19 protein-coding genes and 1 riboswitch are annotated in these 22,139 nt (G+C 46.1%); of the genes, 15 read left to right on the forward strand and 4 right to left on the reverse strand.

What is annotated here, in order from left to right; genetic code table 11:
- Window positions 1-40: 40 nt before the first annotated feature.
- Window positions 41-322: a hypothetical protein gene (locus tag F894_RS01760; protein WP_005245696.1), complete on the reverse strand. Its 282-nt coding sequence runs from the start codon at window positions 320-322 to the stop codon at window positions 41-43.
- Window positions 323-586: 264 nt separating this feature from the next.
- A complete protein-coding gene (locus F894_RS01765) occupies window positions 587-787 on the reverse strand; it encodes a DUF3565 domain-containing protein (protein ID WP_005245699.1) in 201 nt (66 codons plus the stop codon).
- A gap of 143 nt (window positions 788-930) precedes the next feature.
- On the opposite strand from F894_RS01765, the gene gshB reads away from it, so the two are divergent.
- Window positions 931-1,881 carry a glutathione synthase gene (gene gshB / locus F894_RS01770; protein WP_005245701.1) on the forward strand — a complete coding sequence of 317 codons (951 nt, stop codon included), beginning with the start codon at window positions 931-933 and terminating at the stop codon, window positions 1,879-1,881.
- A gap of 51 nt (window positions 1,882-1,932) precedes the next feature.
- On the opposite strand, the gene F894_RS01775 is transcribed toward gshB, so the two are convergent.
- The gene (locus tag F894_RS01775) at window positions 1,933-3,135 is read right to left on the reverse strand and encodes an MFS transporter (RefSeq protein WP_005245704.1); all 1,203 of its coding nucleotides are present in this window, start codon (window positions 3,133-3,135) and stop codon (window positions 1,933-1,935) included.
- Between the two features lie 424 nt (window positions 3,136-3,559).
- On the opposite strand from F894_RS01775, the gene murG reads away from it, so the two are divergent.
- From murG to lpxC, 7 genes are all read left to right on the forward strand, one after another.
- Window positions 3,560-4,657, forward strand: coding sequence for an undecaprenyldiphospho-muramoylpentapeptide beta-N-acetylglucosaminyltransferase (gene murG, locus F894_RS01780; RefSeq protein WP_005245707.1), 1,098 nt, complete (start codon window positions 3,560-3,562; stop codon window positions 4,655-4,657).
- A gap of 12 nt (window positions 4,658-4,669) precedes the next feature.
- Window positions 4,670-6,118, forward strand: a complete 1,449-nt coding sequence (murC, locus tag F894_RS01785; RefSeq protein ID WP_005245710.1) for a UDP-N-acetylmuramate--L-alanine ligase — start codon at window positions 4,670-4,672, stop codon at window positions 6,116-6,118.
- A 57-nt stretch (window positions 6,119-6,175) separates the two neighbouring features.
- Window positions 6,176-7,105 (forward strand): D-alanine--D-alanine ligase, encoded by a 930-nt coding sequence (locus F894_RS01790; RefSeq protein WP_005245711.1) that lies wholly within the window; start codon window positions 6,176-6,178, stop codon window positions 7,103-7,105.
- Between the two features lie 2 nt (window positions 7,106-7,107).
- On the forward strand, window positions 7,108-7,962 hold the full coding sequence (locus F894_RS01795) for a cell division protein FtsQ/DivIB (protein WP_005108153.1): 855 nt from the start codon (window positions 7,108-7,110) through the stop codon (window positions 7,960-7,962).
- 70 nt (window positions 7,963-8,032) lie between these two features.
- Window positions 8,033-9,295: a cell division protein FtsA gene (gene ftsA / locus F894_RS01800; protein ID WP_005245712.1), complete on the forward strand. Its 1,263-nt coding sequence runs from the start codon at window positions 8,033-8,035 to the stop codon at window positions 9,293-9,295.
- 159 nt (window positions 9,296-9,454) lie between these two features.
- Window positions 9,455-10,648, forward strand: a complete 1,194-nt coding sequence (gene ftsZ / locus F894_RS01805; protein ID WP_005245713.1) for a cell division protein FtsZ — start codon at window positions 9,455-9,457, stop codon at window positions 10,646-10,648.
- Window positions 10,649-10,774: 126 nt separating this feature from the next.
- On the forward strand, window positions 10,775-11,677 hold the full coding sequence (gene lpxC / locus F894_RS01810; protein WP_004647241.1) for a UDP-3-O-acyl-N-acetylglucosamine deacetylase: 903 nt from the start codon (window positions 10,775-10,777) through the stop codon (window positions 11,675-11,677).
- 99 nt (window positions 11,678-11,776) lie between these two features.
- On the opposite strand, the gene F894_RS01815 is transcribed toward lpxC, so the two are convergent.
- On the reverse strand, window positions 11,777-12,217 hold the full coding sequence (locus tag F894_RS01815) for a DciA family protein (RefSeq protein ID WP_005245716.1): 441 nt from the start codon (window positions 12,215-12,217) through the stop codon (window positions 11,777-11,779).
- Between the two features lie 107 nt (window positions 12,218-12,324).
- Between F894_RS01815 and F894_RS01820 the strand changes: the two genes are divergently transcribed.
- From F894_RS01820 to guaB, 7 genes are all read left to right on the forward strand, one after another.
- On the forward strand, window positions 12,325-13,008 hold the full coding sequence (locus F894_RS01820; RefSeq protein ID WP_005245719.1) for a M23 family metallopeptidase: 684 nt from the start codon (window positions 12,325-12,327) through the stop codon (window positions 13,006-13,008).
- Window positions 13,009-13,335: 327 nt separating this feature from the next.
- Window positions 13,336-16,038, forward strand: coding sequence for a pyruvate dehydrogenase (acetyl-transferring), homodimeric type (aceE, locus tag F894_RS01825; protein ID WP_005245720.1), 2,703 nt, complete (start codon window positions 13,336-13,338; stop codon window positions 16,036-16,038).
- A 2-nt stretch (window positions 16,039-16,040) separates the two neighbouring features.
- Window positions 16,041-18,056 carry a 2-oxo acid dehydrogenase subunit E2 gene (locus F894_RS01830; RefSeq protein WP_005245724.1) on the forward strand — a complete coding sequence of 672 codons (2,016 nt, stop codon included), beginning with the start codon at window positions 16,041-16,043 and terminating at the stop codon, window positions 18,054-18,056.
- Between the two features lie 126 nt (window positions 18,057-18,182).
- A riboswitch (yybP-ykoY riboswitch) is annotated at window positions 18,183-18,323 on the forward strand.
- A 73-nt stretch (window positions 18,324-18,396) separates the two neighbouring features.
- Window positions 18,397-18,972, forward strand: a complete 576-nt coding sequence (locus F894_RS01835) for a TMEM165/GDT1 family protein (RefSeq protein ID WP_004729168.1) — start codon at window positions 18,397-18,399, stop codon at window positions 18,970-18,972.
- A 184-nt stretch (window positions 18,973-19,156) separates the two neighbouring features.
- The gene (locus F894_RS01840) at window positions 19,157-19,954 is read left to right on the forward strand and encodes an oxygen-binding di-iron domain-containing protein (RefSeq protein ID WP_005245726.1); all 798 of its coding nucleotides are present in this window, start codon (window positions 19,157-19,159) and stop codon (window positions 19,952-19,954) included.
- 97 nt (window positions 19,955-20,051) lie between these two features.
- Window positions 20,052-20,417 carry a YkgJ family cysteine cluster protein gene (locus tag F894_RS01845; RefSeq protein ID WP_080591854.1) on the forward strand — a complete coding sequence of 122 codons (366 nt, stop codon included), beginning with the start codon at window positions 20,052-20,054 and terminating at the stop codon, window positions 20,415-20,417.
- Window positions 20,418-20,641: 224 nt separating this feature from the next.
- On the forward strand, window positions 20,642-22,108 hold the full coding sequence (guaB, locus tag F894_RS01850) for an IMP dehydrogenase (RefSeq protein ID WP_004281332.1): 1,467 nt from the start codon (window positions 20,642-20,644) through the stop codon (window positions 22,106-22,108).
- The last annotated feature ends 31 nt before the right edge of the window (window positions 22,109-22,139 follow it).

Genomic DNA, 22,139 nt, shown 5'->3' on the forward strand with positions numbered 1-22,139 from the left:
ACTTAATCCTTAATGAATAAAAAAATTTAAAAATTCAGGATCAAGCTTTGGGTGGGCGTAAGATTTCCTGCCAGTAACCGGCAAGATGCTTGGCATGGTAAGCAGGGAGGAGGGTTTTTTCCGGATAACCGTGATCAGACACGCTTAACTCGGGCGCTACAATGGGCAGGCTGGTGATTAGGCTCTGGCAGGCCATAGTGCCACAATCCAGACAATCTGATGACTGCTGGGTGCTGTCACTGACACAGTCCGGCTGAATCAGTTCCTGATCTTGATGATGATCAGTCTTATGCAGCGAGTGAGAAGCAGAGGGTTTTGTCATTTCCAGACAATGAGGATTCGTTTTTCAGACGGCATAACCAGATGCATGGTGTTTGCAGATGCGACAGACACACTGCTCCAGCCTATGGCAAAAACCACAAGCATCACCAACCAGATCTGTTTGACGAGCCGTATGAGCAAAAGTACACCCTGAAAAAATGCGCTGCATGTTTGAGCAATAAAAGCATAAACGCAGTAACTCAAATTAGCAAATTCTGGACAAGATTATTTTTTAGGTCACCTACATACTACTTTTTTCATAGGTTCAGGTTGCAGTTTCGCACTTTTCGCATTTTTTACAGTCTAGCAGCATCCCGAGTTTTTCTTTACGTCCTTGCTCGGTCATCACCCATGGGCGATTTTGCCAGGGCGGGGTATGCCGCACATGCTGGCCATGTCCGCAGGCCAGTTCTGCAACCCAATGCTGTTCCTCATCCAGGTGAAAACCGATAATGGCCTGTTGCATGGCATACCTCCCTTGAGCTCAAATTGCCTGAGCATCTATCTAAAAACCTATACAAAATAAGTCATGCAAAATCACCATAAACAAAAGAATCCACACAAGCTATACTCCTTGCCAAGTCATTTTTTGAAAAAGAGCAGAGACACATGCGCGTACTTGTTGTGATGGATCCCATTGAAAATGTAAACCTGAAGAAAGACTCGACCATGGCCATGCTGTGGGCAGCAGCACGTCGCGGGCATGAACTCGGTTATGCATTGCAGGAAGATTTATATATCGATCAGGGCAAGGCCTTTGGTCTGATCGCGCCGTTACAGGTATTTGAAGACTACGACTATTATTATGAACTTGGCGAAAAACAAAAAGAGTCGATCGCTGCTTATGACGTTGTCTTGATGCGTAAAGATCCGCCTTTTGATATGAACTTCGTCTATACCACTTATATTCTGGAGCAGGCAGAGCGCGAAGGGGCATGGATCATCAACAAACCGCAAAGCCTGCGTGACTGTAATGAAAAACTGTTCGCGACCCAGTTCCCGCATCTGCAAGTTCCGACCTTGGTGACTTCGCAGCAAAGCCTGATCCGTGAATTTCTCAAAGAACAGGTCGATGTGATTGTAAAACCGCTAGATGGTATGGGCGGCACCGGGATTTTTCGCCTGTATCAGGATGGCATCAACATCGGTTCAACCATTGAAATGCTGACCAATAATGGTACCCAGCCGATCATGGCGCAGCGTTATATTCCGGAAATTGTCGAAGGTGATAAACGCATCCTGATGATTAATGGCGAGCCAGTGCCGTACTGTCTGGCCCGTATTCCGCAAAATGGTGAAGTGCGCGGCAATCTGGCAGCGGGTGGCCTGGGCGAGGCGCGCCCACTGACTGAAACTGACAAAGCCATTGCAGCAAAAGTAGGGCCGTATCTCAGAGAGAAAGGTCTGGTCTTTGTGGGGCTGGATGTGATCGGAAATTATGTCACTGAAATTAATGTAACCAGTCCAACCTGTATTCGTGAAATTGATGCGCAGTTTGGCACCTCGATTGCAGACGATTTATTTGCTGTGCTGGAAGCGGGTCAGGCCAATCAGGTTTAAAGGCAAAATCAGGTGAAAAAAGAGTCTGCTTGCAGGCTCTTTTTTATTTTTTCATTGGGGATAGCGCTTAAATAAATATGCCGTCATTACCATACCCAGCATCGAAAGGCAGACAGTGATAATGGCAAGATTGGCCCAGTATTGGGTGGCAGATATCAGCGCGGCGCTCAGGGTCGGTATAAAAAACTGTGCGCAGGCTGAGATTTGTAAAACCAGACCCACACTGGCCGCTGCTGCATAGGCGCGTGGTGCATAGTGCAGGGTAATCGCAAAAACAGTGGTTGGGATCATCCCGCCAATCAGTGAAAACAGCACGGCACTGACAACCTGCAATTCAAATGAGAGCCAGGAATTTGCGGCAAATACCAAGCAACTGCTACAGAGCATTGCCACAAATCCGGTACTCAATAAGGTGTACGGTCTATAACCCTGTTGCAGCAACATGCCTGCGCCAAAAGTGCCCCCCAGATTGGCCAGCACGACCATCGAGACCAGCATCCCTGCACGTTTTAAGTCCAGCCCCTGTTCAACATACAGTGTAGGCAGGAAGCCCGTGACAGTAATCCATTGACTGGTATAACAGGCGAAAATAATCGCCAGACAGATAATGGGAGGATGGGTCAGGGTAATTTTAACAATCTGCCAGAATGAGGTATTTTCCGTAGTTGCCTGGGAAGAGTCTGGCTGTGTTACCAGGACAGGTTCAATATTTAAATATTGTTTGATCATGCCAGCAATGACAAGGCACAGGCAGCCCAAAATGGCCCAGATCGTTTGCCAGTCCAGATATTCAAGCAGGAGAGGAATCGTCAATACGGCCAGACTGACACCGATGACCATATAGGAACTCCAGAGTCCCATCTTAAAATTCAGTGTTTCAGCGTGGCTGGTACGTTTTAAAATTGCTGGCGCACACAAGGAGATGGTTAAAAATCCGATTCCTTCCATAAAACGCAATACATATAAAGTGGCAGGCTGCGTAATCCAAAGCCCAGCAAGACTGCTCAGCCCTAAAATGATTAAGGCCATGATCAGGCAGCGCTTTAATCCCATTTTTTCCGAGAAGGCGCCAATGCATAGCGCAAACAGTATTCCGGCAGCCTGCACTAACGCTAATGAAAAACCAGCCTGGGTAAAACTCAGGTTTAAATCCTGCTGCAACACAGGAATCACGGCCGAAAGTTTGCCGACATGGATCGCAGCCAGATAACCGGCCAAGATAATCCATACATCACGACATGATATTTTTGACATCTATCCGAACTGAGTCCATTTAAAGCATCTGCTTGTACATCAAGCATCATTCATATATAGATATGAATAACATGAAAGTTTTATAAATTTGATAGGATTTAAGCCTAAGCTCATTAGTCGATGATAGGATATGGATTGACTGGGAGTGAGCTGTAAAGGGTTTTAAATAAAGCACTGTCCGTGGCAAGGTTATTGATAATATAATGAGAAAATCATTTAAAATTGCTATGATATGTCACTTAAGTCGAAGGAAAAGTGCAGACCTTATAAATAAAACGAGTCTAAACTTGGAATTTGCGTGAAAAAAACAATTAAAGCCTTGTTGAAATAAAGTAAATAAACTTTCATGGCCTGAGGTTTGTGATTACAATTGATTACTTAAATCAGATTTCCTGCTCCATTTTTTGAATTGAAGAATTAGACCGTGACCAACGCTCAGCAAAAACAGCCTAAACATGTCATGATGATGGCCGCAGGTACAGGTGGACATGTGTTTCCAGCGTTAGCTGTTGCCAAAGATTTACAACAACAAGGTATACAGGTTTCATGGTTGGTCACGCCCGCAGGCATGGAAAACCGCCTGTTAAAAAACCAGAATATTCCCATTTATCAGATTGATATTCAGGGTGTGCGTGGCAACGGTTTCTTACGTAAGGCCTTGGCGCCTTTTAAAATTATGAAAGCCACCTTCAGTGCCATGAAATTCATGAAACAGCTTAAGGTCGATGCCGTGGCAGGCTTTGGCGGCTATGTGGCAGGCCCGGGTGGTTTGGCCGCACGTATCTTAGGCATTCCGGTGCTGATCCATGAACAGAATGCAGTTGCCGGTTTTACCAATACCCAATTGTCGCGTGTGGCAAAGACGGTGTGCCAGGCTTTTCCAAATACTTTTCCGGCCCAAGAAAAAGTCGTGACTACAGGTAATCCGGTACGACAAGAAATTAGCGAAATTTTAAATCCGTCCTGGCGTTATCAGGAGCGTGACAAGGCAGGACTACCCTTACGTATTCTGATCGTTGGTGGGTCTTTGGGGGCGCAAGCCTTAAATGAACGGGTTCCAGAAGCTTTAAAGCAACTCAATGTGCCATTAAGCGTCTATCATCAGTGTGGGCAAAACCATGCCGAAGCGACCCGGGCACGCTATGAAAATGCACCGGCCAGTCTACAAGTTGAAGTACAGCCCTTCATTGAAGATATGGCCAAAGCCTATTCTGATGCCGATCTGGTGATTTGCCGTGCCGGAGCTTTGACCGTCACTGAAATTGCCACTGCTGGCGTAGCTGCGATTTTTGTGCCGCTTCCAAGTGCAGTGGATGATCACCAGACGGCCAATGCCGGTTTCCTGGCCAATATCAATGCGGCAAAGATTTGCCCGCAGGCCACGATGACCCCGGAAAGTTTAACAACATTATTAGAGCCGATGCTGAATCGCCAACTGTTAATGGAAATGGCCGTGAAAGCACGCCGACAGGCTCAACCCGATGCGACTCAACATGTGGTCCGTTTAATTCAAGAATTGTAATCCGAGTAAACTATGTCTCCAACAACCCCAGCTGAACAAGCGAAAAAGTTAATTAAAGTGCCGGAAATGCGCCGTATCAAACACATTCATTTTGTGGGGATCGGTGGCGCAGGCATGTGTGGTATTGCCGAAGTACTGAAAAACCAGGGCTATAAAGTTTCCGGTTCGGATATCAAGGCATCCAATACCACCGCACAGCTGGAAGCGAATGGCATTAAAGTCTATATCGGACATACTGCAAATAATATTAAGGGCGCCAACGTGATCGTGGTCTCTACCGCGATTGATAAAGAAAATCCGGAAATTAAAACCGCGATTGAAAACCGTATTCCTGTGGTTCGCCGTGCGGAAATGCTGGGTGAACTGATGCGTTACCGTCATGGTATTGCCGTTGCCGGCACGCATGGCAAGACCACGACCACCAGCCTGATCACCTGTATGCTGGCTGAAGAAAACATGGATCCAACCTATGTGATCGGTGGTTTGCTGAACCGTACCGGGATGAACGCAGCCTTAGGCGCCAGCCGTTATATCGTGGCCGAAGCCGATGAATCAGATGCTTCTTTCCTGCACCTGGAACCGATGGCTGCTGTGGTGACCAATATTGATGCCGATCATATGGATACCTATGGCGGTAGCTTCGATGTCCTGAAAGATACTTTTATCCAGTTCCTGCAAAAATTGCCATTTTACGGCTTGGCCGTAGTGTGTGGTGATGATGCCAATATCCGTGAAATCATGCCGCGGATTGCACGTCCGTTACTGACTTATGGCTTCAATGAGGACAATGACATCCGCGCAGTAGATGTTGATCAGGATGGCATGCAAACCCACTTTACCGTATTGCGTAAAGAGCGTGAGCCATTGCGTGTAACCGTGAATCAGCCAGGTTTGCATAATGTGCTGAATGCCTTGGCCGCGATTGGTATAGCGACCGATGAAGGCGTGTCTGATGCTTCAATCTGCCGTGCACTGGAAGGTTTCAGTGGTGTGGGTCGCCGCTTTGAGGTTCAGGGTGAGTTTGCGATTGAGGGCGGTGACGTGAAACTGGTGGATGACTATGGTCATCATCCAAAAGAAGTCGAAGCGACGATTAAAGCTGCGCGTCAGAGTCATCCGGACCGTCGTCTGGTAATGATGTTCCAGCCACACCGTTATAGCCGTACCCGTGACTGTTTCGATGATTTTGTGGAAGTACTTTCTACTGTAGACCAGTTATTGTTGCTGGATGTTTATCCTGCCGGTGAAAAACCGATTGTCGGGGCGGACAGCCGTACTTTGGCCCGCAGCATTCGTCTACGTGGTGAAGTCGAGCCGATTCTGGTCGATGCGGCGGACGGCAACCTGAATCAGATCATGAGAAAAGTATTGCAAGCAAATGACTTGTTATTAACCCAGGGCGCAGGTAATGTTGGAGCAATCTCAGTCGAACTTGCACAAAATCACTTATATATAAAATAGTCATCTTGTGTGACTGAATTGAATTGACCAGATTGAAAAAAGTTTAAGGATATAAACGTGTCAAATGCTTCAAAATTCGGAAAAGTTGCCGTGTTGCTTGGTGGTAAATCTGCAGAGCGTGAGGTTTCTCTAGACAGTGGTACGGCGGTACTTGAGGCATTAGTGCGTTCAGGGATCAATGCGGAAGCGTTTGACCCGCAGGAGCGTAGTGTCACAGAACTGGTGAATTATGATCGTGCATTCATTGTATTGCATGGTCGTGGCGGGGAAGACGGCCAGATCCAGGGTGCACTGGAATGGTTAAACGTGCCGTATACCGGTACCGGTGTACAAGGTTCTGCCATCGGCATGGACAAGGTCAAGACCAAACAGGTCTGGCAGGGCTCGGAATTGCCGACAGCACCGTATCGCATTGTCACCAAAGATTCTGATGCGGCTGACATTGTTAATGCTTTAGGCTTGCCTTTGATTATCAAGCCGGTACATGAAGGTTCCAGTATCGGCATGAGCAAGGTCGAGAAAATTGAAGACTTTGCCGAAGCAATTGCCAAGGCAACTGAACATGATGCCGTGGTGATGGCAGAAAAATGGATTACCGGCAGTGAGTACACCATTGTGGTTTTAAATGGTCAGGCACTGCCTGTGATTCGTCTTGAACCGCCTCAAGATGTTGCCTTCTACGATTATGAAGCGAAATATCAGCGTAATGATGTGCAATATGGCATTCCATGTGGTTTAAGTGAAGCTGAAGAGCAGCAGTTAAAAGCCTTGAGTTTGCGCGCATTCCAGGCAGTCGGTGCCAGCGGTTGGGGCCGGATTGATGCCATGCAGGATGAACAGGGCAACTTCTGGTTGCTTGAAGTGAATACCGTACCGGGCATGACCAGTCATTCTCTGGTGCCAAAAGCGGCAGCTGGAGTCGGTTACAGTTTTGATGAGCTGTGTGTCGCAATTCTGGAACAGACCTTGACTGGTTCGGCACACTAAATATGGCTCAACTTCCTGTTTCCATGCGCCGTAAACGTGCTGCGATTACTTCAATTCACGATAAGCCGCCAACACGCAAAGAAAAGCTGACCAATTTTGGTGGCTGGTTATTGTTGTGTATCGCGCTGCTGGTGCTGGCCTTTGGAATATTGGGCTTATATAAAGTCATGACCAATAGTGACGTGGCAGAGCTGGGCGTGGTAGGTACGCGCTCGGCTGCTGAACAGCGTCAGGTCATGCAATATGTGTCACCGATTGTGACCGAAAACTATTTTACTTCGGATCTGGAAGCGATCCGCGATCGTACCCTGGAATTGTCCTGGGTGGATCGGGTCGTGGTGTCCCGAGCCTGGCCAAATGGCATTCGGGTGCGGGTGATGCCGCATCATGCGATTGCACGTTGGGGGACAGGGCGTTTATTGAGTGACAGTGGTGTTATTTTTACTGAAGTCACACCTAAGAATTATCAGGCATTACCGTTACTACATGGGCCGGCGAGCCATGCAGAAACCATGATGCGTCGTTATAATGAAATTAATCAATTATTTTTGCCACAAGGCATTCGTCTAAAAGAATTATATCTCACCGAGCGAATGACCTGGTTTATGCAGTTTGATTCGGGTTTAAGAATAATTGTGGATAAAGATCAGACCATGAGCAAATTACAACGCCTGAGCCATCTGTCTCAGAGCGATCTAAAGCCAGTCTGGTCTAAAATTTCGGCCATCGACCTGCGTTATCGCAATGGATTGTCGATCCAGTGGAAAAATTCAATTCCGCCTAAAATTGTAAATGGACATTTTATTGTAACCATTGATGACACGGGCGTTGAGAATAAGGTAACAGTAAAGCCATAATGACCGGCTTTAAAAAATAGAGGCATTTAAAGCCATAAATCTAACAAACACGTAATGGTAGTAGTGAATAATGAGTGAAGCTGTTCCCTCGGTTGTGGCGATTGACATTGGGACACACAAAGTTTCAGTTTTGATTGGCAAGGTACACGCGCCAGACAATATCCAAGTGATTGGTATGGCCACCGCTCGTAACCGAGGCATGAGTAAAGGGAAAATTGTCAGTCTCGATAAAGTTATTACTGCAATTAAAAATGCCGTTCAAGAAGCAGAAGATATGGCGGAATGTCGTGTACATTCTGCCTGGGTCTCTATTCCAAGTGCCGAATTAAAAAGCTTTTATGCTTCAGGTCGCACCTCGATCGACAATAGCGAACATGCGATTACCACCAGTGAAGTGGTGCGTGCACTGGAATTGGCCAAAGCCAGTCATTTGACTTCAGATCATTATCTTGTCAGTGCTGTGCCTCTGGGTTTTGAGCTGGATGATTCACCGGAATGGGTGCTAAACCCGATTCGTATGTCGGCACATAGCATGACCGGGCATTATCATCTAATGATGCTGCCGATCAGTACTATGCAGAATATTGATCGCGCCCTGAAAGGTGCCAATATTGGTGTGGAAAAAATGGTGGTGTCGAGCCTGGCCACTGCTGAAGCCAGCCTGCTCAAAGACGAAAAAGAATATGGCGTATGCTTAGTAGATATCGGTGCTGGTACGACCAATGTTGCAGTGTATGTGGATGGCCGTCTGGCTTTAACCCATACCTTCCAGCGTGGCGGTGAACATGTGACCCGTGATATTGCAGCAGTATTGCAAACCACGACCGAAGAAGCTGAACGTCTGAAATTATTGTATGGCTGTGTCGACCTGAAAGTGGTCAAGCCGGACCATATGATTCAGTTCCAGGGAATTGATGGGCCACAAACCATCAGCCGGATTGAACTGACTGAAATTATCATGGCACGGTATGAAGAAATTCTGGGTCTGGTACGTGATGAATTGGTGAAAAACGGTGCTCTCCAGGGCTTGTATCATGGTGTGGTATTGACCGGTGATGCCAGTCATATCGAAGGGATGGTGAGTTTTGTTCGCCGTACCATGGGAGTCTCGGCACATTTAGGTAATCCGCCGACTCAGGTGTATGCAGATGAACAACATCAGGCTGCTTTACGTCGCTCGCAATATAGTACTGTGGCTGGTTTGCTGATGTTTAGTCAGAGTGATACCCAAGACACAATTGTGGAACAGGATGATGTAGAGCGATTGTCATTGGCCAAGCGGGTCAAAAGAGCCTTGTTTGGCTTTAATGACACCTTGAAATCAATCTTTTAAGTCGATTTTTATTGTGAATATTGTTGGGAAGATGTAGTTAATCGGGCTTGTACTTGACAAGTGAACGCATGAGCAGCATTCTTAAAAACAATTTTATTAAGATTAAGGCAGTATACGGGCTTAGTGACTGCCAATTATGAATTAGGAATTTTATAGGTCATGGCCTCATTTGAATTTTTCGAAGACGATCATAGCGATAGCAATGGTCAAGCCCGTTTCACTGTGTTTGGTGTAGGTGGTGCGGGTGGTAATGCTGTACAACATATGTTGCAGTCCGATATCCAGGGCGTAAAGTTTGTTTGTGCCAACACGGACAAGCAGGCATTGGATCGCATGGAAGCCGAATTTAAAATTCAGCTGGGCGAGCAAAGTACCCGTGGTCTGGGTGCAGGTGCAAATCCGCAAGTCGGCCAGACCGCAGCAGAAGAAAGCCGTGAACTGATCCGCCAGCAGCTTGAAGGGACCGATATGGTCTTTGTTACTGCAGGTATGGGTGGTGGTACCGGTACCGGTGCAGCGCCAGTCGTGGCTGAAATTGCGAAAGAAATGGGTATCCTGACCGTTGGTGTCGTGACCACACCATTTAACTTTGAAGGCAAACGCCGTTTACAGTCTGCTGAAAAAGGCATCGAAGCCCTTGAGCAGCATGTAGACTCATTAATCATCATTCCAAACCAGCGTCTATTGAAAGTCTTCCGTGATATTTCAATGAAAGATGCATATAAAAAAGCGGATGATGTTCTACTGAATGCAGTACGCAGTATTTTTGATTTAGTCGTCCGTCCTGGCCATATCAACCTTGACTTTGCTGACTTGAAAACAGCCATGAGCACCCGTGGTTATGCCATGATGGGTGTTGGTCTGGGGCGTGGTGAGAATCGTGCACGTCAGGCTGCTGAGCAGGCAATCCGTAGTCCATTACTCGACAACGTGACTATCATGAATGCCAAAGGTATTCTGATTAACGTGACTGGTGGTGATGATGTGACTTTCGGTGAAATTGAAGAAATTACCGATGTCGTAAACCAGATTGTCGATTTAGATGAAGGTCAGGTATTCTACGGTACCGTTTTTGATCCGGATGCGCGTGATGAAATCAGCGTGACTGTGATTGCAACAGGTCTAACCCGTCATGCAGCGGATTCAGTTGAACCGACCAAACGTACTAATGTACAGGCAACTCGTCCAGCAGCAGCTGCACAGGCTGTGGTGGAAGATGATGATGTACCGGCAATTCAGCGTCAGCAACATGAAACAGGTGCAGCAGCGAATCCAGCGGCAACTTCAGTTTCTAGCCCGCGCCCAACGCCAATGAGTATTCAGGATTATCTTAAGAATCAACAGCGTAAATAACATGTAACATCATGTGTTTAGCTGGATTAGACAGGAAAGGTGGCTTTTAAGCCACCTTTTTGTTTTTTATCAATGGCCAAATATGCTAACGTATAGCGGTTTTATAGATGAACAGATGATAAAAGCATGTTGAAACAACGTACCCTGAAACGTGTCGTGAAAGCGAGCGGAATCGGTCTTCACAGTGGGCAAAAAGTCATGATTAACTTTGTGCCGCACCATGCCGATGGGGGAATTGTGTTTCGTCGTATTGACCTGAATCCGCCGGTGGACATTCCTGCCGATGCCATGCTGATTCAGGAAGCCTTTATGTGCTCGAACCTGGTTCAGGAAAATGCCAAAGTAGGCACCATTGAACATGTCATGAGTGCGATCGCTGGTCTGGGCATTGATAACCTAATTATTGAAGTATCGGCTTCTGAAGTGCCGATTATGGACGGCAGCGCAGGTCCGTTTATTTACCTGTTAATGCAGGGTGGTTTGCAAGAACTGGATGCTGCTAAAAAATTCGTCAAGATTATTAAACCGGTTGAAGCACTGATTGATGACAAACGTGCCATTTTTAGCCCACATGAGGGCTTTCAGCTGAACTTCACCATTGATTTTGATCATCCTGCCTTTAAAAAAGAACATCAGTCTGCCAGTATCGATTTTTCTACTGAAACCTTCGTTTATGAAGTCAGTGAAGCGCGTACCTTTGGTTTTATGAAAGATCTGGATTATCTCAAAGCCAATAACCTGGCGCTGGGTGCCAGTCTGGAAAATGCCATTGGTGTGGATGAAACTGGGGTCGTTAATGAAGAAGGTTTACGTTTCTCGGACGAATTTGTACGTCATAAAATTCTGGATGCCGTGGGTGATTTATACCTGCTCGGACATCAGATTATTGCCAAATTTGATGGTTACAAATCTGGACATGCCTTGAATAATCAACTTTTACGCAATGTGAAAAGTGATCCAAGCTGCTATGAAATTGTAACATTTGATGACGAAGCCAATTGTCCAATCATGTATGTGAATGTGACATAAGTCATTGTGTTTGTGTCTTTATGTTTTTGTTATTGCTTTAATACTGTGACACACATCACATAATGTTTGCTTTTTAATTTATTACATTTGATTGCGATGTTACTTTTTATTGCTTGCCAAACGTAGTAAAGCTTGGCTAAGCTTAGGGTCGCTTATAAAGTCAGCAGCACTACGAAGTAATTCCTGTGTTTCTGCATTTAAGGCTCTTTCAGGTGTTGCTGAAACAGGTGGCGTTTGCGAAGGATTCCGCAGGCAAACTTGAAGTTTAGTGAGATCTGTTAATTCATTTATTTGAGAGAGTTGTGAAATGTATTGCTTTTGAAGATAGGCCAATTGACTGATCATGGCCTGATTTTCACCAGTAATCGTTAACACACCATTTTGATAGCAGACAACTTGCCAGCGTTCCGGTTGGGGCAATAGCGGTTGTACGAGTTTCGTAAGTTTCTGCCAGCCAGCGACTTGTGATGAGAGAAACGAAAAGTTTCCTGTTTTTATCTGTTTTCTTGTTTGTTGAAAAACGTTGACAGGTTCCGACATACATAATTCCTACATATTTATGTCTTAATCTTATGCGCTTCTTTTAGTGGATATCAAGGATAGAGATCTTCAAGGAACTCGATTAAAGCAGTTTAGAGAGGTTTTTTATGCATATGCGACGTATTTTGTTGGCATTTTCTTTATCAGTTTCAGCGGCTTCGGTTGCGTTCGCAGATTTAGTCAATCTAAATCAAGAAAATGGTTCAACAGATCGTATCGAGCAATTGACGCGTACTCTGGCACAGGGTGCATATACTCATCCAGATGATATCGATATTCCAGCACAGACTAAATTGAATGTTCAGCTGCGTGAGAAACCGGTTGAACTAAACAATCGAACGCTTGCTCAGAAGTATGCCAATACTTCATCAAACAAAGCGGCAGCTAACAGTGCTTATTCTTGGCTAATTTCTCATCCTTTACCTAATTCTCGCGTAAGTTCAAATTACGGTGGCCGTACCATGGGTGGTCGTGCTGAAAATCATTCAGGCCTCGATCTTGCAGCGCCAAGTGGTACACCAATCTATGCAACAGGTCCAGGGATTGTCACCAAATCAGGTTGGGGCACAGGTTATGGTCAATACGTTGAAATCAATCATGGCAATGGCTATTTAACGCGCTATGCCCATGCTTCACGTCTTATTGCACGTGTGGGAGAGCAGGTGCAAGCAGGTGATCATATTGCCAACGTTGGCTGTACTGGTCGCTGTACCGGTCCACACTTACATTATGAAGTAGTAAAAGACGGTCAACGTAAAAACCCATCTACTTATTTGGCCATGTTACCTTAAGTATAGACCTGAATAACAAGAAGCATCTCTATACATAAAAACCTCCAATAAGCATTTTAAAGCGTTTAAACTGCAGGCTCTTCAAGTCAACTTGAAGGGCTTTTTGTTTTATCACTTTTAAGTCTCATATTATCACCAACTATTATAATGATTGTATAATAAATCGCCTTTATTGACTATTTTTTGTTATGTAGTGTAATTATACGTCACCCATCATTTAGCTCCTAAATAGTACTGCTAAATCGCATTCAGCTAAGGCCATACCTGCAGAGGTCTTAAATATGGTACATATAAGACATTAGATTAGGCTTTTAGGAACTGTAGATTATGGCGTTTTATGGCGATACAGACGCGCAAGAAACCCAAGAATGGCAAGATGCATTTGACTCTGTTTTGCAGCACATGGGCACTGAGCGTGCAGCATTTTTATTAGAAAAACTTTATCAACGCGCAATTGCAAAGCATGTTCCTATTCAGCGTTTAAATACTCCCTACTTAAATACGATTTCTGTTGAAGAACAACCTGCAATGCCAGGCGATCAGGATATGGAGCGTCGTATTCGCGCGCTGATCCGCTGGAATGCCTTGGCAATGGTATTACGCGCGAATAAAACCGGTGATGATCTCGGTGGTCACTTGGCGAGTTTTGCTTCTTCCGCAACCCTTTATGATGTGGGCTTTAACCACTTCTTCCGTGCCAACAGCGATAGCTTCGGCGGCGACATGATCTATTACCAAGGTCACTGTGCACCGGGTATTTACGCGCGTTCATTTTTAGAAGGCCGTTTGACTGAAGAGCACCTGAATAATTTCCGTCGTGAAGTAGGTGGTAAAGGTTTGCCATCTTATCCGCATCCTTATTTGATGCCGGACTACTGGCAATTCCCAACCGTATCGATGGGTCTGGGTCCAATCATGTCGATTTATCAGGCACATATTCAAAAGTACCTGATGAACCGTGGCCTGATCAAAGAAGAAGACCGTAAGGTTTGGGCGTATTTGGGCGATGGCGAGATGGATGAGCCGGAAAGCCTGGGTGCAATTTCTTTGGCAGGTCGCGAAAAGCTCGACAACCTGATTTGGGTAGTAAACTGTAACTTACAACGTCTGGATGGTCCGGTACGTGGTAATGGCAAGATCATTCAGGAACTTGAGTCATTATTCCGCGGCGCAGGCTGGCGTGTGATTAAAGTTGTGTGGGGCCGTCATTGGGATCCACTACTGGATAAAGATAAATCCGGTGCACTGAAAGCAGTGATGGAAGAAGCAGTTGATGGCGATTTCCAGCGTTACCAGGTAAAAGGTGGTGCTTACGCGCGTGAAAAGTTCTTCGGCAAATATCCAGAAGCAGCTGAGTTGGTTAAAGACTTAAGCGACGAAGATATTGACAATCTGAACCGCGGTGGTCATGACCCGTACAAAGTTTTTGCTGCTTATGCTGAAGCATGTACGGCTAAAGGTCAGCCAACTGTAATTCTGGCGAAAACCGTGAAAGGTTATGGTTTGTCCGAGGAAATCGAAGCAGTCAACAAAACGCATCAAATCAAGAAGATGCAAATCAATTCTTTGAAATACGTGCGTGACCGTTTCAATCTTCCTTTTACCGATGAACAGCTGGAAGAAGTGCCGTTCTACCGTCCAAGCGAAAATTCACCTGAATTGAAATATATGAAGGCACGTCGCGAGGCGCTAGGTGGCTACCTGCCTGCACGTCGTAAGGAAAGTGAACAGCTGGCGATTCCTGGACTTTCAGTCTTTGATTCGGTTTTGGCCGGTTCAAATGGTAAAGAACAATCGACCACGATGGTGATGGTGCGTTTAATCTCTGCACTTCTTAAAGAGAAAGCGATTAAAGACCGCGTTGTTCCAATCGTTCCAGATGAAGCACGTACTTTCGGTCTGGAAGGGATGTTCCGTCAGCTTGGTATTTATGCCGCGCATGGCCAGAAATATACCCCGGAAGACCAAGAACAGCTGATGCATTACCGTGAAGCCAAAGATGGTCACATGTTGCAGGAAGGGATTAACGAAGCCGGTGCGATGAGTGCATGGGCAGCATTGGCGACCAGTTATTCAACCAATAACCTGCCAATGATTCCGATGTATATGTACTACTCGATGTTTGGTTTCCAGCGTATCGGTGATATTGCCTGGGCAGCAGGCGATGCACAGGCACAAGGCTTCTTGCTGGGTGCAACTGCAGGTCGTACTACACTGAACGGTGAAGGCTTGCAGCATCAGGATGGTCATTCACACATCTTGGCCAATACCATTCCAAACTGTGTCTCTTATGACCCATGTTTCGGTTATGAATTGGCGGTGATCGTGCATGACGGTTTACAACGTATGTATGTGAACCAGGAACGTGTGTTCTATTACCTGACCGTAATGAACGAAAACTACGAGCATCCGGAAATACCAAAAGGTGTTGAAGAAGGCATCAAGCGTGGTATGTACTTACTGGAAGAAGATGAAAAAGCCACTGTTCAGTTACTGGGCTCAGGTGTGATCCTGCGTGAAGTGATCAAGGCAGCGAAGATTCTTCGTGAGGAATATCAAATTCATTCAAATGTCTACAGTGTGACCAGCTTCAATGAACTGGCACGTGACGGTATGGCATGTGAAGAATACAACCGCTTGCATCCGCTGGCTGAAGACGTAAAAGAAGCATGGGTATCGAAACAGCTTCGCGGTACTGAAGGTATCGTCGTGTCTGCAACCGATCATATGCGTGCTTATAGCGAACAGATTCGTGCTTATCTTCCAGATGGCCGTCCATTCGTAGCATTGGGTACTGACGGTTATGGCCGTTCAGATACACGTGCCAACTTGCGTAGTTACTTCGGTGTTGATGCTGCCCATATTGTGGTGGCAACTTTGAAAAAACTGGCAGATGAAGGTGAAGTTGATGCGCGCCTGGTAAAAGATGCGATCTCGACTTTCGAGCTTGATACAGATCGCCCAGTAGCTTGGGCACCTCAAGAAACCCCATCTGTACATGCTGTTGCTGACTACAAAGAGGAGAACTAAGCATGCAAATTACGACTCCTGATATTGGTGTAGATAAGGCAACAGTGGCCGAAATTCTGGTCAAAGTCGGTGATACGATCGCGATCGATGACAGCATTGTGTTACTTGAATCTGATAAAGCCTCTGTTGAAGTGCCTAGCACTTCAGCAGGCGTGATAAAAAGCATTCTGGTGAGCCAGGGTGATGAAGTCGCTGAAGGCGCGGTACTGATTGAGCTACAAGCTGAAGACGGTAGCGCTGATGTGGTCGAGCCACAGCAAGCAGATGCCTCACAAAAAACTTCAGAAAATACTCCGACTTCATTGCCGGATCAGGAAATCATGCAGGAACTGGCTTCGCATCAGCCTAAAGCTTCTGCTGCTCCTGAGGCACAAGCGAGCTCACCGGTGGTTGATGTTCAAATCCCCGATATTGGTGTAGAAAAAGCCACTGTCGGTGAAATTCTGGTTTCTGTCGGTGATGAAATCGAAGTGGATCAAAGCATCGTGGTGGTGGAATCAGACAAGGCGACTGTTGAAGTGCCAAGTAAGGTTGCGGGCACGGTGGAATCTATCGAGATTAAAGAAGGCGATACCATTAAAGAAGGTGTGGTCATTCTGAAAGTGAAAACGGCTGTTTCGACAGCATCAGCACCGACAGAAGCACCTCAAGCACCAGTTGCTCAAGCGGCGGCCCAAGAGAAAGCAGTCGAAGCACCAGAAACGCCAGCAACACCTGCGGGTGATGTTGAAGTGATGGTGCCTGATTTGGGTGTAGACAAGGCGGCTGTAGCTGAAATTCTGGTTCAGGTCGGTGATACGGTTGAAAAAGACCAAAGCATCATCGTGGTGGAATCAGACAAGGCGACTGTTGAAGTGCCAAGCACTACAGCCGGCGTGATTAAAGCCATTCATGTTGAACTGGGTCAAAATGTCTCTCAAGGCATTGCACTGGTGACAATTGAAGCTGAAGCTGAAGCGCAAGCAGCTGCTGCACCTGTCGTAGCCAAAGCAGAAGCACCGAAAGCAGCAGAAGCACCAAAAGCAGCCCCGGCACCTGCTGCATCTTCTACTCAAACAGTCACGACGTCGGATAATGCTGACAAGCTGACCAAAGAGCAGAATGCCGCTAATTCTAAAGTTTATGCCGGTCCTGCAGTGCGTAAACTGGCACGTGAACTGGGCGTTGTGCTGGCAGATGTCAAAGCATCTGGCCCACATGCGCGCGTCATGAAAGAAGACCTGAAAGCGTATGTCAAAACGCGTCTTACTACGCCACAGGCGGCTCCTGTAGCCGCTGCTGCTCAAGTCGCAGGTCTGCCAAAACTGCCAGACTTTAGCGCTTTTGGTGGTGTGGAAGAGAAAGCCTTGACGCGTTTGCAACAAGTGTCTATTCCACAGTTGTCGCTGAATAATTTCATTCCGCAAGTGACCCAGTTTGATGCAGCAGATATTACTGAACTCGAAGCATGGCGTAATGAACTGAAAGGCAACTTCAAGAAAGAAGGCCTGAGCCTGACCATTATGGCATTCATCATCAAAGCAGTTGCGCACTTGTTAAAAGAAGAGCGTGAATTTGCTGGTCACTTGGCCGATGATGGTAAGTCAGTCTTGCTACGTAACGAGATCCATATGGGTATCGCGGTCGCAACGCCAGATGGTTTGACCGTGCCTGTACTGCGTCATCCCGATCAGAAGTCCATTAAACAGATTGCCACTGAGCTGGGAACCCTGGGTCAAAAAGCGCGTGACAAGAAATTGTCACCGAAAGACCTGCAAGGTGCGAACTTTACCATCACCAGCCTGGGCTCAATTGGTGGTACAGCATTTACGCCATTGGTGAACTGGCCGCAAGTGGCGATTCTGGGTATTTCTCCTGCCACCATGCAACCAGTATGGAATGGTGAAGGCTTTGATCCACGCTTGATGCTGCCGCTTTCATTGTCCTACGATCACCGTGTGATCAATGGTGCAGATGCTGCTCGTTTCACCAACAAGCTGACCAAGCTGCTCAAAGATATCCGTACTTTATTGATCTAAAAAATCATGTATATGCCCTTTATTCTCTCTCTGGGAGAAATATAAAGAGGGTGTAAAGAGAAAACCCTGCTTCGGCAGGGTTTTTTGCTGCTGCATTGAAAAATAATCTATTTGATTCTATACTTGGCGCACTTCATTGGGGAGTAGCCGCCTTTTGCGCAAAGCAGAAGGGTGATGGTCAACATATTTGCTCAACCGAGCATGGTCATCATAGCAAAGAACCAAGTCAGCTTTTCCAAGCTTTCTTTTGTTGGCAAGACCTTTGATTTACCACTCTGCAGATTTTGGCTAGCAGGAGCGGTGAGTCATTGGTATTGGATGCTAGCCAGAGAAAAACCTCATGTATGAATTCCTACTGTCGACTGCAATCGTAGCGCTGGCTGAAATGGGTGATAAGACCCAACTGCTGGCATTGCTGCTTGCCGCACGTTTTCGCAAACCTGTTCCTATTTTAGTTGCCATTTTATTGGCGACGCTGATTAACCACGGCCTTTCTGCAGTATTGGGACAATGGGTAACCACAGTGATTGGGCCGGAAGTACTGCTGTGGATCGTTTCGATTGGCTTTATCGCGATGGCAGTCTGGATGCTGATTCCGGATGAACTGGGTGATGAAAATGCCAGTATCAATAAATGGCAAAAATTCGGGGTATTTGGTGCAACCTTCATTTTGTTTTTTCTGGCAGAAATTGGTGACAAAACCCAGATTGCCACAGTGGCACTGGCGGCACGTTTCGACAGCGTCTTCTGGGTGATGTTGGGTACTACGCTAGGCATGATGCTGGCCAATGCACCTGCAGTATTTTTGGGAGATAAGCTGGCGAATAGACTCCCGATCAGCCTGATTCATAAAATTGGGGCGGCGATTTTCCTGGTGATTGGTGTCGCAACACTGGCTCAACATTATTTCTTTTAAATCATACAATAATAAATTACATGAATCCTGAGCTAAAAACTCAGGATTTTTTATGGTTAAAATTCTCTCAAAACCTTGGTAAATAGTGTGATATGGCTAGTTTTATTGATTGTAAGTTTGATTAATTCCTTATATTTTATACGGGTATAAAAACGTTATTTTTATTATAAATTGGGGAATTTACATGGCTTTTGAACGCACCACATCGCAGGTCCTGTTTGATAACGGGACACATAAGTGCATCAGTTTTACCAGTCTGGTTAAAGGTGAAGGCGTTCAGGCAAACCAGTTTCTGATCATTGATCATGAGCGCGCAGCGGTACTTGATCTGGGTGGTGATTTAACCTATGTGCCGCTGACTATGGAGCTGAATAAATATACCCGTTTGACCAATCTGGATTATGTCATGGCCTCGCACCAGGATCCGGATATCATCACCTCGATGCCGCGCTGGCTAGTGTATACGGACGCCAAAGTGGTGGCATCCAAGCTGTGGGCGCGCTTCTTGCCGCACTTAAACTCGGCCTTTATGAGTGACCGGATGAAAGGTAACTGGTTAGATCGATTGGTGGAGCTTCCGGATCATGGTCAAATCATCCCGTTGGGTCAATCACACATTGTGGCGGTGCCGGCGCATTTTCTGCATTCGGTGGGGAATTTCCAGTTTTATGATCCGATTGCCAAAATCCTGTTTTCAGGTGATATGGGTGCGTCCATGGTTGAAGATGCCGCCAAGCCACTAGAAAACTTTGCCGCGCATATACCAAAAATGAAAAGCTTCCATCAACGCTATATGTGCAATAACAAGGTGATTCGTCTTTGGGTGAAAATGGTACGCAGCATGGAAATCGAGATGATTGTGCCGCAACATGGTACACCATTTATCGGTAAAGAGCAGATTAATCAGTTTCTGGACTGGATTGAAACGCTGCAATGCGGAACTGACCTGATGGATGAAACGGTTTTTACTTGTCCTGAATAGTTCACACAAAAAATAATTTTTTTCTTGTGTGGAAAAACAACATTTTTTATATTTCTTCTCCAAAAAACTTTTTTTTGATAATGAGAACTTATAAGAAATGTTGTCTCAAGTTCCAAAACCGGATGCATGTTTAAGCTGCGGGGCGTGCTGCGCCTATTTCAGGGTTTCGTTTTATTGGGCTGAAGGAATTCATATGCCTGAGCACTATACCGAACCTGTGACAGCAGTCTATTCATGTATGGCTGGAACCAATCAAAAAAATCCACGCTGTATTGCACTTGATGGCACCATCGGCCAGCAGGTCAGCTGTGGTATGTATGAGCAGCGCAGTTCATCCTGCAAAGAAGTGCAGATTGCCGATGAGCAATGCAATAAGGCACGTATTGCACACAATATGTTGCCCTTTGTCCAGATTGAAACTGATGAAGCCGACAATGATGACAGTTTTGAATATGTCAGCTAAATCCATCCAAAGCAGAGCTTAGGCTCTGCTTTTCACTTCATTAAAATGATCGGGGTATATTTTAAAATAGGGAACTTCATGATCGGACGTATTATTGATGCTGTTTTAGCACTTCCATAGATCTGCGTGTACGAAGCTTGAATAAAAAATAATTTTGCAATTGCAATGAAATTTAAGCCGATATTTGTTTATAATAGTGCACGGAAATTACCAGTGAGACTGTTATGTTGACCATCGTTCAAGACGCGTTAACCTTCGATGATGTCCTATTACTCCCTGCCTATTCTACTGTTCTTCCAAAAGATGTCTCCCTAAAGACACGTTTAACTCGTGGCATTAACCTGAATATTCCTCTTGTGTCCGCAGCAATGGATACGGTGACTGAGTCCCGTATGGCGATTGCAATGGCGCAAAATGGCGGTATCGGTATTTTGCACAAGAACATGGATATCGCTGTTCAGGCTGCAGAAGTGCGCCGTGTGAAAAAATTCGAAGCGGGTATGGTCAAAGACCCGATTACAGTGACTCCTGAAACCACAGTACGTGAACTGATTGCGCTGACTCAAGCCAACAATATCAGTGGTGTGCCCGTTGTGAAAGACGGCAAAGTGGTGGGTATCGTGACCGGTCGTGATACACGCTTTGAAACCAATCTTGAGCAGCCAGTCAGCAATATCATGACTGGTCAGGATCGTCTGGTGACGGTTCGTGAAGGCGAATCGAAAGAAAACATTCAAGCCTTATTGCAACAGCATCGTATTGAAAAAGTACTGGTGGTCAATGATCAGCAAGAGCTGAAAGGCTTGATTACGGTAACCGATTTCCGTAAAGCTGAATTGTATCCAAACAGCTGTAAAGATGATCTGGGTCGTCTGCGTGTTGGTGCTGCTGTCGGTACCGGTGCAGAAACGCCAAGTCGCGTAGAAGCCTTGGTTGATGCAGGTGTAGATGTGATTGTAGTCGATACTGCACACGGTCATTCTGCGGGTGTGATCGAGCGTGTACGTTGGGTGAAAGCCAACTATCCACAAGTTCAGGTGATTGGCGGTAACATCGCAACAGGTGATGCTGCGCTAGCGTTGCTTGATGCGGGTGCGGATGCCGTTAAAGTTGGTATTGGTCCTGGTTCAATCTGTACCACGCGTATTGTGGCGGGTATTGGTATGCCACAGATCTCTGCAATTGATTCTGTGGCCAATGCGCTGAAAGATCAGATTCCTTTGATCGCGGATGGCGGTATTCGTTTCTCTGGCGATATGGCCAAAGCGATTGGTGCGGGTGCAAGCACGATTATGGTGGGTTCATTGATGGCCGGTACTGAAGAAGCACCAGGCGAAGTTGAATTCTTCCAGGGCCGTTACTACAAAGCTTATCGCGGTATGGGTTCATTGGGCGCGATGGCGGGTGCGACAGGTTCTGCTGACCGTTACTTCCAGGACTCCAAGGCCGGTGCCGAGAAGCTGGTTCCTGAAGGTATTGAAGGTCGTGTACCGTACAAAGGCCCAATGGGTAATATCGTACATCAGATGATGGGCGGCCTACGTTCTTCAATGGGTTATACCGGTTCTGCGACGATTGAAGACCTGCGTCAGAATGCCAAGTTTGTGAAAATCACTTCTGCCGGTATGTCGGAGTCGCATGTACATGATGTGACCATTACCAAAGAAGCACCAAACTATCGCGTAGGTTAATTTCCTGTGATTTAAAATTTTAAAAAGCCGT

It is taken from the genome of Acinetobacter sp. CIP 51.11 (assembly GCF_000369665.1).
GTDB classification, from domain to species: domain Bacteria; phylum Pseudomonadota; class Gammaproteobacteria; order Pseudomonadales; family Moraxellaceae; genus Acinetobacter; species Acinetobacter lwoffii_S.

Bases quoted from the DNA above. Each gene is read 5' to 3' on its own strand.
- F894_RS01760 (WP_005245696.1), bottom strand. From the start codon at position 322: ATGACAAAACCCTCTGCTTCTCACTCGCTGCATAAGACTGATCATCAT.
- F894_RS01765 (WP_005245699.1), bottom strand. From the start codon at position 787: ATGCAACAGGCCATTATCGGTTTTCACCTGGATGAGGAACAGCATTGG.
- gshB (WP_005245701.1), top strand. From the start codon at position 931: ATGCGCGTACTTGTTGTGATGGATCCCATTGAAAATGTAAACCTGAAG.
- F894_RS01775 (WP_005245704.1), bottom strand. From the start codon at position 3,135: ATGTCAAAAATATCATGTCGTGATGTATGGATTATCTTGGCCGGTTAT.
- murC (WP_005245710.1), top strand. From the start codon at position 4,670: ATGTCTCCAACAACCCCAGCTGAACAAGCGAAAAAGTTAATTAAAGTG.
- F894_RS01795 (WP_005108153.1), top strand. From the start codon at position 7,108: ATGGCTCAACTTCCTGTTTCCATGCGCCGTAAACGTGCTGCGATTACT.
- ftsA (WP_005245712.1), top strand. From the start codon at position 8,033: ATGAGTGAAGCTGTTCCCTCGGTTGTGGCGATTGACATTGGGACACAC.
- ftsZ (WP_005245713.1), top strand. From the start codon at position 9,455: ATGGCCTCATTTGAATTTTTCGAAGACGATCATAGCGATAGCAATGGT.
- lpxC (WP_004647241.1), top strand. From the start codon at position 10,775: ATGTTGAAACAACGTACCCTGAAACGTGTCGTGAAAGCGAGCGGAATC.
- F894_RS01815 (WP_005245716.1), bottom strand. From the start codon at position 12,217: ATGTCGGAACCTGTCAACGTTTTTCAACAAACAAGAAAACAGATAAAA.
- F894_RS01820 (WP_005245719.1), top strand. From the start codon at position 12,325: ATGCATATGCGACGTATTTTGTTGGCATTTTCTTTATCAGTTTCAGCG.
- aceE (WP_005245720.1), top strand. From the start codon at position 13,336: ATGGCGTTTTATGGCGATACAGACGCGCAAGAAACCCAAGAATGGCAA.
- F894_RS01830 (WP_005245724.1), top strand. From the start codon at position 16,041: ATGCAAATTACGACTCCTGATATTGGTGTAGATAAGGCAACAGTGGCC.
- F894_RS01835 (WP_004729168.1), top strand. From the start codon at position 18,397: ATGTATGAATTCCTACTGTCGACTGCAATCGTAGCGCTGGCTGAAATG.
- F894_RS01840 (WP_005245726.1), top strand. From the start codon at position 19,157: ATGGCTTTTGAACGCACCACATCGCAGGTCCTGTTTGATAACGGGACA.
- F894_RS01845 (WP_080591854.1), top strand. From the start codon at position 20,052: ATGTTGTCTCAAGTTCCAAAACCGGATGCATGTTTAAGCTGCGGGGCG.
- guaB (WP_004281332.1), top strand. From the start codon at position 20,642: ATGTTGACCATCGTTCAAGACGCGTTAACCTTCGATGATGTCCTATTA.